We start from the raw sequence: 13371 nt of genomic DNA, 5'->3' as shown, positions 1-13371 counted from the left end.
GTTCTTTGGGATGATCTGCGCGCTCGGCGCCGCCGTCTGCTTCGGTACGGCCTCCGTCCTCCAGGCCGTCGCCTCGCGGGCCGCCGCCCGGCCGGGGTCGGACGTGGGAGTCGATCCGGCGCTGCTGCTGCGCGCCCTGCGCCAGTGGCGTTATCTCGCGGGGCTGGCCCTCGACGGCTGCGGTTTCGTCCTCCAGATCATCGCCCTGCGGTCCCTGCCGATCTACGCGGTGGGCGCCGCCCTGGCCGCCAGCCTCGCGGTGACGGCGGTGGTCGCCGCGCGGCTGCTCAAGGTGCGGCTGAGCGGGGTCGAATGGACGGCGGTCGGCATCGTCTGCGCGGGCCTGGGCATGCTGGCCCTCGCCTCCGGCGGCGAGGGCCACGGCACCGGTCCGGCGGCCCTGCCCTGGTGGATGCTGGGGATCGCCCTCGGCATCCTGCTGATCGGCTCGGTGTCCGGGCGCCTCCCGGAGCAGGTGCGGGCGCTCGTGCTCGGGCTCGGCGCGGGGTGCGGTTTCGGGGTGGTGGAGGTGACCGTCCGGCTGATCGACGATCTGTCCCCGTCGGCGCTGCTCACCAACCCCGCCGTGTACGCGCTGTTGCTGGGCGGCGGTTCGGCGTTCCTGTTGCTCACCTCGGCGCTGCAACGCGGTTCGGTGACGACGGCGACGGCCGGCATGGTGCTCGGCGAGACGATCGGCCCGGCGCTCGTCGGCGTCATCTGGCTCGGCGACCGCACCCGCGAGGGCCTCGGCTGGCTGGCGGTCGCCGGCTTCGTGGTGGCGGTGGCGGGCGCGCTGGCCCTGGCCCGGTTCGGCGAGGCGTCACAGGACACCCCCGAACCGGTCTGAGCCCGCCCGCACCGTCCGCGCCCGCACCGTCCGCGCCCGGCGCGAGCCGCGCCGGACGGGCAGGCGGGCACGGGACATCCTCACCTCCCGGCTGAAGAAGCTCGTGGAGCACGGCGTCCTGACCAAGGAGCTCTACCAGGCCCACCCGCCGCGCTACGAGTACACGCTGACCGAGGCCGGATTCGCGCTGCACCCGGTCCTGCTCGCCCTCAAGGAATGGGGCGACCGCTACGTGACCGAGGGAGAACCCCCGACGGTGTTCCGGCACGACTGCGGCGCGGTCCTCCATCCGCGCACCGTCTGCGACGCCTGCAGCCGGCCCGTCCCGGCCGACACCACCCGCGCAATCCGCATCGGGGGCGTCCCCCAGCACTCCGGGGCGGACGCCCCCGACGCACCGTCACCGACGGGCACGTGATCATTCGGCGCCTTGGACGCCCGGATCCGCCGTCAGCCGGCGCTCTCCGGGACCAGTGAGGCGAACCCCTGACCGAGATCGGCGATCAGATCCGCTTCGTGTTCGAGGCCGACCGCGAACCGGATCAGGCCGGCCGGGACTCCGGCCTCGGCGAGCTCCTCCTCGGTCAGTTCGTTCGACCACATCGCGGCGGGCCGCACCAGCGTCGAGCGGGTGCCGCCCAGGCTGGGGGAACGCACCGGAAGGCGCAGGGCCGAGATGAGCTGCTCGGCCACCGGCCGGCCACCGCGGAGCTCGAAGCTCAGCAGCCCGCCGAAACCCCTCATCTGCCGCTCGGCGAGGTCGTGCTGGGGATGACCGGGGAGCCCTGGGTAATTCACCGCCCGTACCGCGGGGTGACCGGCCAGGAACTCCGCGACGGCCTGCGCACACCGATTCTGCCGCTCCGCCCGCAACGACAGTGTCCGCAGGCCGCGCAGCGCGAGCCAGGCGTCGAACGGGCTGATCACCGAACCCACCATGGTGTGCGCCTTCCAGAGCCGTTCGATCAGCTCGCCGCTCCCGAGCACGATCCCGGCCTGCACATCCGCGTGCCCCGATATGGCCTTGGTGACGCTGTGCATGACGAGGTCCACACCCTGCTCCAGCGGCCTCTGGTTGAAGGGGGTCGCCACGGTGTTGTCGGCGAAGGTGAGGATGCCGCGGGCGCGGGCCAGCGCGGTGACCGCGTTCACATCGGTCAGCCGGAGCAGCGGATTGCTGGGCGTCTCCAGCATGATCAGCCTGGTGTCCGGCGTGAGGGCCCGGGCGAAGGCGTCGGTGTCCGTCTGGTCCACGAAGGTCACCTCGACGCCGAAGCGGGGTGCGACATCCCGCAGCAGACTCAGCGTGCCGCCGTACATGCTGTGCTGGGCGACGACATGGTCGCCCTGGGACAGCAGGGCGACCATGGCCGTGGTGATCGCCCCCATGCCGGACGCCGTGGCCAGGGCCGCCTCGGCACCCTCCGCGGCCGCGACGACACGCTCCAGCCGGGCCTGCGTCGGGTTGCCGTAGCGCCGGTAGTAGTGCGGGGGCCGGGACTGCTCGTTGAGTGCGTCGAAGTCCTCCGCCGTGGCGGCCGAATAGTTCACCCCCTGGTGGATGGAGGGCGCGACGCTCAGATCTTCGGGATCGGAATCGGCGTGCGCAAGAAGAGTCTCAAGGGCCAGGAAAGAGTCCATGGCGCGAGCATGCAGGCCGATTGGCATTGTTTCCGATATCCAATCAGGGCAACATTGGACTGCATGGATGCCTCACCCCTGTCAGCCGGCCTCATCAGTGGCTCGTCCGGCCCGCTCTACCGACGACTGGCCGAGGGCCTTCGTGGCGCCGTGCGCCGGGGTGAGTTCGGCGCCGGTTCCAAGCTGCCCTCCGAGCGCGACCTCGCACGGTCGCTGGGCATCAGCCGGACCACCGTGATCGGCGCCTACCGGCTGCTGCGTGAGGAGGGTCTGCTGGAGAGCGCGCGCGGCAGCGGCACCCGGGTCGTCGCCTCCGGCCGCTGGATCGGCCCCCCGGTCCCCGCCGCGACGATGCCGTCGGCCAAACTGACGGGCGAGCCGGCCGCCGGTGTGGTGGACCTGTCCGGATCCGTCGTCGTCGGCCCCGAAGCGGTACCCCGCCCGACAGCGGACACCACCGACCTGTACGAGCTGACCGCCGACTTCGGCTACCAGCCGCTCGGCCTTCCCTCCCTGCGGGCCCGGATCGCCGCCCGCCACACCCGGCTCGGCTTGCCGACCACGGCCGACGAAGTGCTCGTCACCAGCGGAGCGCAGCAGGCGATCAGCCTGCTCTTCACGCTGTTCGGCCGCAACGGCGGCATCATCGTCACCGAGAACCCCAGCTACGCCGGCGCACTCGACGCCGCCCACGCCGCAGGGGCGAGGCTCCTCGCGCTGCCCATCGACGCCGAGGGCATCAAGGTACGTCCGCTGCGCGAGACGCTCGCCCGCCACCCCGTCTCGCTGCTGTACGTGATGACGACCTGCCAGAACCCGACGGGTACGGTCATGAGCACCCAGCGCCGCACCGACATCGCCCGGCTCGCCGAGCGCGCCGGTGTCCCGGTCGTCGACGACACGACCCTCGCCGACCTGGTCTTCGAAGGGCGCTGGCACCCCCTGCCGACCGCCGCTTCCGGTATCACCGTCGGATCCCTGAGCAAGCTGTTCCGGCCCGGCCTGCGGATCGGCTGGCTGCGGGCGCCCGGCGCGCTGATGACCAGGCTCGCCCGCCTGAAGGTCGTGGCGGACCTCGGGTCCTCACACGTCGGCCAGCAACTGGCCTCCCGCCTCCTGCCACTGTCCGAGGAGATGGCCACGGCACGGCGGGGGCAACTGACCGCACGGCTCGACCTGTTGAGCGAACTCTTGCGGTCACGGCTGCCGGCCTGGTCGTGGACCCGCCCGTCCGGCGGCCCCTTCCTGTGGGTGCGGCTCCCGTACGGCGACGGAGAGACCTTCGCCCAGCTCGCACTCGGGTACGGGGTTCAGGTACTCCCCGGCGCCCGAACCTCGCCCGACCGCGGCTTCACCGATCACCTCCGCCTGTCCTTCGTGAACGAACCCGCGACCCTGCGGATCGCGGTCGACCGGCTCGCCGAAGCGTGGGCCGCGTACGAGTCCGGCCACGGCCGAGGAGCGCTACGTGGTCAGCTCGGCCGTTTGCTGCCCGTTGACGCCACGGCGGTCCAGTGATCCGTACCCGGGGCTTTCGCGTTCCCGGCCTCAGGAGAGCACCCGGCAGAGGGCCTCCAGCGCGCCCGCCCAGGCGCTGTCGGTCGGTGTCCCGTAGCCGATGACCAGTGCGTCGCGCCCCGGCGGCGCCTGCGGGTGCCGGAAGCGCGAGAGCCCGTCCAGCGCGAGCCCCTGCCATGCCGCCGCCCGGAGCGCGGCCGCCTCGCCGCCCTCCGGGAGTTCGAGCACGGCGTGCAGACCGGCGGCGATACCGCTGACCCGGACGCCGGGGGCGCGTTCCGCGAGTACCGCGACGAGTTGATCACGACGGCGGCGGTAGCGCAGCCGCATCGCCCGCACATGGCGGTCGTACGCGCCCGACGCGATGAACTCCGTGAGCGTCAGCTGGTCCAGCGCACTCGACGACCAGTCGCTCAGCCCCTTCGCCTCGGTCACCTCCTCCACCAGGCTCTCCGGCAGCACCATCCACCCCAGCCGCAGCCCCGGCGCCAGGGACTTGCTCGTCGTCCCCAGGTGGACGACGCGTTCCGGGTCGAGTCCCTGGAGTGCGCCGACCGGCTGCCGGTCGTAGCGGAACTCCCCGTCGTAGTCGTCCTCCAGAATCAGCCCGCCCGTGCCGCGTGCCCAGTCGACCGCCGCCGCCCGCCGGTCGGCGTGGAGCGGCACGCCCGTCGGGAACTGGTGCGCGGGGGTCAGCAGGACCGCTCCCACCCCGCGCGTCCCGGCCAGTTCGCCGGTCCGGGCCCCGAGCCCGTCCACCGGCAGACAGGGCATGCGCAGACCGGCGTCCGTGAGCAGCTTCCAGTGGATGTCCAGTCCGTACGACTCGACGGCCACCTCCCGGACCCGCCGCCGGCGCAGCACCTCCCCCATCAGTTTCAGGGCCTGCACGAACCCGGCGCAGATCACGATCCGTTCCGGGTCCGCGTGCACCCCGCGGGCGCGGGCCAGATAGTCGGCGAGCACGGTGCGCAGTTCGGCGCGGCCGCGGGGATCCCCGTACCCGAAGGCGTCGTTGGGGGCGTCGGTCACGGCGCGCCGGGCCGCCTTGAGCCAGTCGGCCCGGGGGAAGGTGGAGAGGTCCGGCGATCCGGGCATCAGGTTGTGGGCGGGCCGGGGCCGTGCCGGCCGGGACCGCGCCGCCCTGGTGGCCGCCCGGCGCGGCTCGGCCCGCTGCGCCACCCGGGTACCGGAGCCCTGCCGGGCGGTGAGCCATCCCTCGGCGACCAGCTCCGCGTAGGCGTCGGCGACGGTGTTCCGGGCGATGCCGAGGTCGGCGGCGAGACCGCGGGAGGACGGCAGCCGGGTACCAGGGGTCAGCCGGCCGGTCCGCACGGCCTCGCGCAGGGCGTCCATGAGCCCGGTCCGCAGCCCCGCCGAGCCCGTCATCTCCAGATGCAGGTCGGCGCCGAAAGTGGCCCAGGAATCCATCATGGAATTGGACCATACCGCTGTGCCACCCACGCCGTAACGTCGTACCCATGACGACGAACGAGCACAGCCACCCGACCTCCGAACTCAACCCCGAGCACACCCCTCGTATGCAGCACTGGGCCGAGCTGGCCCCCGATGTCTACAAGGCCATGGTCCGGCTGGACGCGGCCTCCCGCCAGGGAGTCGACCCGGTCATCGGGGAGCTGGTGAAGATCCGCGCCTCGCAGCTCAACCACTGCGCGTTCTGTCTCGACATGCACACCAAGGACGCGCTCGCGGCCGGCGAGTCGATCGAGCGGATCATCCAGCTCAGCGCATGGGAGGAGTCGCAGCACTTCTACACGCCCAAGGAGATCGCGGCCATCGAGCTGACCGAGGCGGTGACCGTACTGACGGACGGTTTCGTGCCGGACGAGGTGTGGGAGAACGCCGCCAAGCACTTCGACGAGACCGAGCTCGCCCACCTCATCGCCGCGATCACGACGATCAACGCCTGGAACCGGTTCGCCGTGACCACCCGCATGGTCCCCGGCCACTACCGGCCGGGCGACATCAAGCACTGACCGGACCGCCGGCCCGGCCCGGACACCCGGTGGGCCCGGCCGTCCGGCGCCCGTTCCCCGACCGCCCCACCCCGGGAGTCCCGCCATGACCGCATCCGTTCTCCGCGCCCTGCACCACGACCGCACGCCCGGCGACCCGCTGGTCCTCCCCGGCCCGTGGGACGCGGCGAGCGCGCGCGTCTTCGTCGAGGCGGGGTTCCCGGCACTCGCCACGCCCAGCGCCGGGGTGGCGGCCTCCCTCGGTTACGAGGACGGCGCGACGCCCGCCGACGAGATGTTCGCCGCCGTGGCCCGGATCGTGCGCGCCGTTCCGGACACCGTCCCGGTGACGGCGGACATCGAGGCGGGGTACGGCCTGGCGGCCGGGGAACTGGTGGAGCGCCTCCTGGAGACCGGCGCCGTCGGCTGCAACCTGGAGGACTCGTCCGACGGCGCCCTCGTCGACGCCCGGCGGCAGGCGGACCGGCTGGCTGAGGTGCGGGGCGCGGCCGGGGACCGGCTCTTCGTCAACGCCCGCGTCGACACGTACGTGCGCGGTGTCCCCGACGGCACCGGCCAGGAGGCGGAGACCGTCCGCCGGGCCCTGCTGTACGTGGCGGCGGGCGCGGACTGCGTCTATCCGATCGCGGCCCCGCCCGAGGCCCTGCCCCGGCTGGCCGCGGCCGTTCCGGGCCCGCTCAACGCGCTCGCCCGGCCCGACGGGCCGGGCCCGCACGAGCTGGGGCTGCTGGGCGCCACCCGGATCACGTTCGGCCCCGGCCTGCAGCGCCGGGCCATGGCGGCCGTGCGCGGGATCGCCGACGAACTGCGCAAGGCGTGAGCGGTCCGCCCGGGGCCGCACGGTCACGCCGGTCTGCCGCCGAAGGCCGCCGGGGTCCGCTCCGGCACCGGCACGGCCCGCACCACGTTGCGGGAGCGGATCAAGCCGATCGCGCCGAGACCGGTGAACAGCGCGCCGGCGATCGACGCGAGGAACAGGGGGCGACGCAGGAGCGACAGGCCGATCACCGGGGTCGTGCTGCGCCGCTCGATCCGCGCGAACACCGCGGCCGGCACCACCGCCGCTACGGCCAACGAGACCACCGGTGCGCGCAACCAGCCATCCAGCCCCGGCGTCAGCGCGCTGAGCAAGGTGGCGAGCGCCGCTCCCAGCGCCAGGGCACCGGGCGGATCGGGCGGGCCGCCGCGCGGACTTTTGGATTCGCCGAGGACGCGGGCGGCAGCGGCGACCACGAGCAGGCCGACGGCGGCGCCGGGTCTTGCTCGGCGCCCCGTCGGAGCATCACGCCGGCGGCCACCTCGTCGCCGAGCGTTTCGCGCGGGATACCGAGGACCGCCACGTCTTGCAGGTCGGGGTGTTGGCAGAGAACGTCCTCGGACTCGCGTGGATGCGCCGAGCGCCTGCGGCATCCGGTGTCGAACCTCAGAGCGCCCGCTCCGCCTCGGGGTTCGCATCGCAGGCGCGTACAGCGGACAGGGGCTGCTTCTGCCGGCCGTCCGCATCGAAGTTGTCCGGCGAAAGCCACTCCCGCAGCGCCTTGCCGACCTGGGGCCACTCGGAGTCGATGACGGAGTACCAGGCGGTGTCCCGGCTGCGGCCCTTGTAGACCACGGCTTGGCGGAAGATCCCCTCGAAGGTGAAACCGAGCCGCTGTGCCGCCCTGCGCGAGGGCTCGTTGAGGCTGTCGCACTTCCACTCGTAGCGCCGGTAGCCGAGCTCGTCGAAGACGTAGGACATCAGCAGGAACTGTGCTTCCGTCGAGATCGGGGTCTGCTTGAGCAGGGGCGAGAACGCCACGTTTCCCACCTCGACGACGCCGTTGGACGGGTCTTGGCGCATCAGGGAGAGGGTGCCCACTGCCTTGCCGCTGCGCAGGTCGATGACCGCGTAGTGCAGAGGGTCGTCCGCCTGCGTCACCGTCACCACGTAGCCGCGGTAGTCGTCCCGGCTCCCGAACGGACCGGCCATCATGTATGTCCAGTCCCTGCCGTCCGCCGCGCGTGCGTAGGCGGAGTACAGGTCGTCGGTGTGCCGGTCCGCGTCCAGCGGTTCCACCCGGCAGAAGCGGCCGTCGAGGGTGACCCGGGCGGGCGCCGGACGGACCGTCCAGTCGGGCAGCGGGTGGCCGATGGGCTGGCCGTATTCATTCAGACGTGCGGACATTCTCTTCCCCCGCTTCGTGTCGGTTGCTGCCAGGCTAGGCAACGAGTGGACCCCCGGTAAGGTCCACAATGGACTCATTCCATAGGTCCACTCCCGTTCTGTCCGCGAGGGGGCAGGGTGCACGGGCAGTGGAAGCTCCGGACCGCTCGACTGCACGATCGTCGAACTCTCGGACGCACTGGCCCGGTTCAGGCGCACCCGGACTGGACTGAAGCCGGCGCGGCGCACCGGACTCGCGGCACACCTGCGGGTCAATACAGCTAGCCGGCCAAGCCGCTGGCTGCCCTACGACGGAAGTCGTCGGCGGTCAGGTCCCGCAGCCGGCGGCGTGTCCCGCGCGGCACGGTCGGCTCCGGGACCAGCAGGACGGGGGCCTGCGCCCGGGCTGTCACCTGGCGGCGTATCCCACCCCGCAGCAGCCTGACCAGCGGATGGCGCGGGCCGCCGCCGAGGACGAGAAGGTCGCCGGGATGGGCGGCGAGGGAGACAAGAACGTCGGCGACCGAGCCGCGTACCACAGTCGGCGCGACCGGTACGTCCTCGGGCATGCCCCCGAGTGCGGAGGCAATGGCGCGCTTCAGGCGCTCCTCGGCGGCACGCTCCGTCTGCGCGTCGAGCCCCGGCGAGGGTGCGCGCCGTGCTGCCGCCTCACCGCCCCTCGGGGTCCAGGCGCTCACCGGCACGAGCAGGTGTCCGCGGTGCCGGGCCTCCTGAACGGCCCGGGTCAGCGCGGCCAGGCTGCCGGGCGAACCGGAAACACCGACCACCACCCGGCTGGTGCGGCGAAGGGTTGAGGACTGACCACCGTTCACGGAGTCGTGCAGACGTGCAGACATTCTCTTCTCCCTGTGCGTGTCGCCCCTGCCAGGTTAGGCTTGGCGTGGACCCCCAACGAGGTCCACGATGGGGCCATTCCATGGGTCCACAAGGTCGGCCCTGGGGAGGCGGGCGTCGTACGAGGGGAGACGGAGCTGTGTCGACCTCCAGCAGCGAGGCCCTGAGGCCTCAACTCGACTTCCTCCAGCAGGAACCGCTGTCCCGAGCCCGCGACGGGGAGTCCCTGCAGAAACAGCTCCTGCACCGCATCCGCACCGCCGTCCTCGACGGCCGGCTGCCCGCCGGCAGCCGCCTGCCGGGCTCGCGCACCCTCGCCAGAGGGCTCGGGATCTCCCGCAACACCGTGACGCTCGTCTACGACGTGCTGGGCACCGAGGGCTACATCGTGCTCAGCAGACAAGGAACGCGGGTCGCCGCGCTGGCCCGACCGGAGCCCGACAGCCACGCCCACCACGCCCCCGCCCCACCCACGTTGTCGCAGCGCAGCGCCCGGATCCGCAAGCCCCTCCTGGGAGGCGTCGACTCCCTCGCCTTCACGCCGGGGGTGCCCGCCCTGGCCCAGTTCCCGCTGGCGGCCTGGCGACGCTCCCTCGACCGGACGCTCCAGCAGGGCGGAACGGGTCTGCTGGGCTACGGCCCGCCCCAGGGGGAGCCGGCGCTGAGAACCGCGGTCCTGCGCCACCTCGCGCTGGCCCGCGGCGTGCGCTGCGCCCCGGAGCAGGTCGTCATCACGGAGGGAGCGCAGGAGGCGCTCTCGCTGTGCGTCCGGCTGGTCACCGACCCGGGAGACACCGCCTGGATCGAGGACCCCGGCTACCGCGGCGCACAGACCGCTCTGGCCTCCGGCGACCTGGACGTCCTCCCCCTGCCGGTCGACGCGGAGGGCCTGCGTATCTCCGCGGCCGACTGGAGGGACCGCCCACCGCGCCTCATCTACACCACCCCCGCGCACCAGTACCCGACGGGTTCGGTCCTCACGGCCTCCCGACGCCTCGACCTGATCGAGAAGTGCCGCGACCACGGTGCCTGGATCATGGAGGACGACTACGACAGCGAATTCCGCCACAGCGGAGAACTCCTGGCCTGCATGCAGGGCATGACGCCGAACGCACCCGTGTTCTACGTGGGCACCTTCAGCAAGACGCTGTTCCCCTCGCTGCGCCTGGGATTCCTCGTGCTGCCCGAGGCACTGGTCAACCAGGCGGCACCGGTCGTGGACGAGATGCTGCGCGGCGGGCACCGCTGCGAGCAGCTGGCCCTGGCGCACTTCATGGAGAGCGGCCAGTACAGCAGGCACCTCGCACGCATGCGCCGCCTGTACCGCAGCCGCCGGGACGCGCTCAGGGCGGCGCTGGCCGAACACCTCGACGTGCCGCACACCCTGACCGGCGGCGACAGCGGCATGCACCTGACGGTCCGGCTGCCGGCGGACTTCCCGGATCAGCGCGTGGCCCGGGCCGCCCGGCGGCACCGGATGGCCCCCTGGCCCCTGTCCCGCTCCTCGCTGCTCGCGGACTCCGCCCACAACGGGCTCGTCCTGGGATACGGCAACACCCCCGAGTCATCGTTCGTACCGGGTGTGCAACAACTCGCGCACCTGATCAGGAAGTCCGGCTTCGAGGGACGTGGCTAAAACTCGGCGCCCAGCAGCTCCCAGAAGGCTTCCGGCCTCATCGCATCTCCCTCTCAAGGAGGGCCCGGAAGGTGCGCGGGGGCCGACCGGTGAGGCGCTGGACGGTGTCGGTGATGCGGTCCTCCGTGCCTTCGGCGATGGCACGGTCCATGTCGGCCAGCATTGCGGCGAACTCCACCGGCACCTGCTTCGTGAGGCGATCGCGCATCTGCTCGTAGGACAGACGGAGGTGGACCACGGGCCGGCCGGTGACCTCGGTGATGATCGCGGCGATGTCGTCGTAGCCGAGTGGCTCGGGTCCGGTGAGGAGGAGATCGGTGTTGGGGGCTTGCTCGTCGGTCAGAGCGCAGACGGCGACGGCCGCGATGTCCTCGGCGTCGACGAAGCCGACCCGGCCGCTTCCAGTGGCGGTCCAGATGATGCCCTCTTCGTGGATGCTGCGAGCGTGCGCGTGCGTGCCGGTGAAGTTCTGCATGAACCACGAGGGCCGCAGTACCGCCCACTGTTCGAAGAGATCGGGCAGGGCTTGGTGCACGGTTCCCACCGCCGGGCCGCCCTCGGGGATGGCCGAGGAGCTCAGCAGCACCGCGCGGTGCACGCCGGCGGCGCGGGCCTGATGGAGGAACGGCAGCATGGTCGCCGCGGGGTCGGAGTCACCCAGGGGCGGTATGAGGTAGACGCGGTCGACGCCGTCGAGGGCGGCCGCGTGGGTGGCGGGGCCGTACCAGTCGAAGGGGACCGGCTCGGTGCCGGCGACCGGGGTGGCCCGGCGGCTGGCGGCTTTGACGCGGTGACCCGCGGCCGTCAGCTGTGCGGCGGTGCGGCTTCCGGTGGTGCCGGTGGCGCCGATGACCAGTGTGGTGCCGGTGGTGGTCATCGGCTGCTCCCGGTGAAGTCGGCGCCGGGCTCCTGGACGGCGAGGGGGTTCCAGTAGTCGCGGTAGGAGGTGATGTGTCCGTCTCGAACGGTCACGACGGCGATGTAGGTCATGTCGAAGGGAGCGTCGCTCTCCACCAAGCGGCCGACGCCGCGCATCTCGACCACGATGGTCTGCGGGTCGGCGGTCTGGTGGATCCGCAGGTCGGGGAAGTCGTGCAGGTCGATGTGGTCGGGGTAGTGGCGCATGTAGGCGGCGATGGCCTCCTTGCCCTCCAGCCGCCGGGGCCAGCCGTCGGGGGCGAAGGGGAACTCCATGAGGCCGTCCTCGGCCCACAGGGCGACCCACGCGGGTATGTCCTTGTCGAGCAGCAGTCGCAGGCTGTGGCGGTACAGATCCGCCGGGGAGGTCGGTGCGGACATGGGTATCCTCCAACTCATAGAATCCGGACCCTGAGTCCGCTTCAACGATATGGACCACGGGTCCGTTTTGCAAATGGAAGGAGCGGCATGCCCGAACGCCAGTCGTCTCGCAAGGACGCCATCCGCAACCGGGAGGCCGTGCTCGCGGCCGCCGATGCCCTCTTCACCCGCCGCGAGAGTCCCGAGGACGTCACCATGGCCGACGTCGCGGCTGCGGCCGGCGTCGGCAAGGGCACGCTCTTCCGGGCCTTCGGCGATCGCGCCGGGCTGCTCCGCGCGCTGTACGAGGCACGGCTCGAACCGATCAGGCAGGCCGTCGAGACCGGCCCACCACCCCTGGGGCCCGCGACCCCACCGCGGGATCGCGTACCCGCCCTGCTCGATGCCGTCCTGTGCTTCAAACTCGACAACCGGCGCCTCGCGCTGGCCCTGGAGGAAGGCGGGAGTGGCAGCCCGTACCGGGCGGAGCACTACGAGCGGTGGCACAGCCTGCTCCGAGCCGTACTGGAGCAGATCCCCGGCCTGACCGACAGCGACTTCACCGCCCACGCCCTGCTTGCCGCCACACGAGCCGACCTCGTCGAGCACCTGGCCGGAGAAGAGCGCATCCCACGGGAAAGCATGCGGCGACAGTTGGCGAACTTCGTCACCAGCGTCCTGGCCTCCGGCTCACCGCAAGGGTTGACCGCCGAGGAGTGATCGAGGATCGGGCGAGTCCTTGATCAGCGGGGCCTCTCGCAAACGACCCTTTGCCCGAGCGAGATCAATAAAAGGCCGCTGGGCCGCCGTTGATCTTCGATCGGTTCTCAGAACCCGTTCTCACATAAACGTGGGCCGGACCCCCTTCTGAGACTTGTGTTGTGCGAGGAGTCGGGGCTGTGACGGACACTCAGGACCCTGACCGTGGCCTTTGTCCGGCCCAAGGGACAGCGCGGTGAGACGAGCTACCGTCTGATCGTTCACTCGTCGTAGTGCTGATCCCGGTCTCGGTCCGTGCAACGCCCGTCGCCCCTGCCACCGGCCGCTGTCAGCCGATGCCGCACCTCTGAGATCACGTCAAGTGGCGCTGGGCGCGCGGAGCGTGCGGCGGACAGCGGTGCGGAGCCATTGATGGGCTCCGTCGGCTGCGTTGCGGGGGTGCCAGGCCATGCCGATGGTCAGGGGCGGTAGCGGCAGGGGAATGTCGAGGAGGCGCAGGCCGAGAGCGGTGGCGGTGCGGGTCAGAGGCGATTCGGGGTCGCCGGGAAGTGCGGCGGGGACGAGGCAGACGACGTCGCTGCGGGCCGCGAGGGTCATCGCCGTCAGGTGGCTGGGGAGGACGGCGGTGACGCGCCGGCGGAGGTTCCGCTCGGCCAGGGCGGTGTCGAGAGGGCCGGTGAACCGGCCTCGTCGGCTGACCGATACGTGTTCGGCGGCAGCGAGCCGCGCCGGG

Annotated in this window: 14 protein-coding genes and 1 pseudogene; 7 read left to right on the top strand and 8 right to left on the bottom strand. The window is 72.0% G+C overall.

Features of this window, described 5'->3' with window-relative positions:
- Nucleotides 1-10 precede the first annotated feature (10 nt).
- Together ACF08M_RS32775 and ACF08M_RS32770 are read left to right on the top strand one after the other, a co-directional pair.
- On the top strand, nucleotides 11-850 hold the full coding sequence (locus tag ACF08M_RS32775; protein ID WP_392188938.1) for a hypothetical protein: 840 nt from the start codon (nucleotides 11-13) through the stop codon (nucleotides 848-850).
- Between the two features lie 76 nt (nucleotides 851-926).
- Nucleotides 927-1268, top strand: coding sequence for a winged helix-turn-helix transcriptional regulator (locus ACF08M_RS32770; RefSeq protein ID WP_392188937.1), 342 nt, complete (start codon nucleotides 927-929; stop codon nucleotides 1266-1268).
- Between the two features lie 32 nt (nucleotides 1269-1300).
- Here the strand turns inward: ACF08M_RS32770 and ACF08M_RS32765 are convergent, their stop codons facing one another.
- On the bottom strand, nucleotides 1301-2491 hold the full coding sequence (locus ACF08M_RS32765) for a trans-sulfuration enzyme family protein (RefSeq protein ID WP_392188891.1): 1191 nt from the start codon (nucleotides 2489-2491) through the stop codon (nucleotides 1301-1303).
- A gap of 63 nt (nucleotides 2492-2554) precedes the next feature.
- On the opposite strand from ACF08M_RS32765, the gene ACF08M_RS32760 reads away from it, so the two are divergent.
- Entirely contained in the window at nucleotides 2555-4009 is a 1455-nt protein-coding gene (locus tag ACF08M_RS32760) for a PLP-dependent aminotransferase family protein (RefSeq protein ID WP_392188890.1), read from the top strand.
- A gap of 30 nt (nucleotides 4010-4039) precedes the next feature.
- On the opposite strand, the gene ACF08M_RS32755 is transcribed toward ACF08M_RS32760, so the two are convergent.
- Nucleotides 4040-5443: a PLP-dependent aminotransferase family protein gene (locus ACF08M_RS32755; protein WP_392188889.1), complete on the bottom strand. Its 1404-nt coding sequence runs from the start codon at nucleotides 5441-5443 to the stop codon at nucleotides 4040-4042.
- Between the two features lie 47 nt (nucleotides 5444-5490).
- On the opposite strand from ACF08M_RS32755, the gene ACF08M_RS32750 reads away from it, so the two are divergent.
- Nucleotides 5491-6006 (top strand): carboxymuconolactone decarboxylase family protein, encoded by a 516-nt coding sequence (locus ACF08M_RS32750; RefSeq protein ID WP_392188888.1) that lies wholly within the window; start codon nucleotides 5491-5493, stop codon nucleotides 6004-6006.
- Between the two features lie 85 nt (nucleotides 6007-6091).
- The gene (locus tag ACF08M_RS32745; RefSeq protein WP_392188887.1) at nucleotides 6092-6826 is read left to right on the top strand and encodes an isocitrate lyase/phosphoenolpyruvate mutase family protein; all 735 of its coding nucleotides are present in this window, start codon (nucleotides 6092-6094) and stop codon (nucleotides 6824-6826) included.
- Between the two features lie 23 nt (nucleotides 6827-6849).
- Here ACF08M_RS32745 and ACF08M_RS32740 read toward each other — a convergent pair whose 3' ends face one another.
- From ACF08M_RS32740 to ACF08M_RS32730, 3 genes are all read right to left on the bottom strand, one after another.
- Nucleotides 6850-7239: a hypothetical protein gene (locus ACF08M_RS32740; protein ID WP_392188886.1), complete on the bottom strand. Its 390-nt coding sequence runs from the start codon at nucleotides 7237-7239 to the stop codon at nucleotides 6850-6852.
- Nucleotides 7240-7429: 190 nt separating this feature from the next.
- Nucleotides 7430-8170, bottom strand: coding sequence for a GNAT family N-acetyltransferase (locus ACF08M_RS32735; RefSeq protein ID WP_392188885.1), 741 nt, complete (start codon nucleotides 8168-8170; stop codon nucleotides 7430-7432).
- Between the two features lie 260 nt (nucleotides 8171-8430).
- Nucleotides 8431-9006, bottom strand: coding sequence for a universal stress protein (locus ACF08M_RS32730; protein WP_392188884.1), 576 nt, complete (start codon nucleotides 9004-9006; stop codon nucleotides 8431-8433).
- Nucleotides 9007-9143: 137 nt separating this feature from the next.
- Between ACF08M_RS32730 and ACF08M_RS32725 the strand changes: the two genes are divergently transcribed.
- On the top strand, nucleotides 9144-10640 hold the full coding sequence (locus ACF08M_RS32725) for a PLP-dependent aminotransferase family protein (RefSeq protein ID WP_392188883.1): 1497 nt from the start codon (nucleotides 9144-9146) through the stop codon (nucleotides 10638-10640).
- A 37-nt stretch (nucleotides 10641-10677) separates the two neighbouring features.
- Here the strand turns inward: ACF08M_RS32725 and ACF08M_RS32720 are convergent, their stop codons facing one another.
- Nucleotides 10678-11517 carry an NAD(P)H-binding protein gene (locus ACF08M_RS32720; protein WP_392188882.1) on the bottom strand — a complete coding sequence of 280 codons (840 nt, stop codon included), beginning with the start codon at nucleotides 11515-11517 and terminating at the stop codon, nucleotides 10678-10680.
- On the bottom strand, nucleotides 11514-11939 hold the full coding sequence (locus ACF08M_RS32715; protein ID WP_392188881.1) for a nuclear transport factor 2 family protein: 426 nt from the start codon (nucleotides 11937-11939) through the stop codon (nucleotides 11514-11516). The genes ACF08M_RS32720 and ACF08M_RS32715 overlap by 4 nt, the downstream gene beginning before the upstream one ends.
- Before the next feature lie 87 nt (nucleotides 11940-12026).
- Between ACF08M_RS32715 and ACF08M_RS32710 the strand changes: the two genes are divergently transcribed.
- Complete coding sequence (locus tag ACF08M_RS32710) at nucleotides 12027-12638, top strand: TetR/AcrR family transcriptional regulator (protein ID WP_392188880.1); 612 nt, start codon at nucleotides 12027-12029, stop codon at nucleotides 12636-12638.
- A 357-nt stretch (nucleotides 12639-12995) separates the two neighbouring features.
- Here ACF08M_RS32710 and ACF08M_RS32705 read toward each other — a convergent pair.
- Nucleotides 12996-13371, bottom strand: a pseudogene (locus ACF08M_RS32705) (LysR family transcriptional regulator); the annotation flags it as partial.

It is taken from the genome of Streptomyces sp. NPDC015032 (assembly GCF_043080425.1).
Taxonomy (GTDB): domain Bacteria; phylum Actinomycetota; class Actinomycetes; order Streptomycetales; family Streptomycetaceae; genus Streptomyces.
This window is presented reverse-complemented; position numbering and strand designations above follow the sequence as displayed.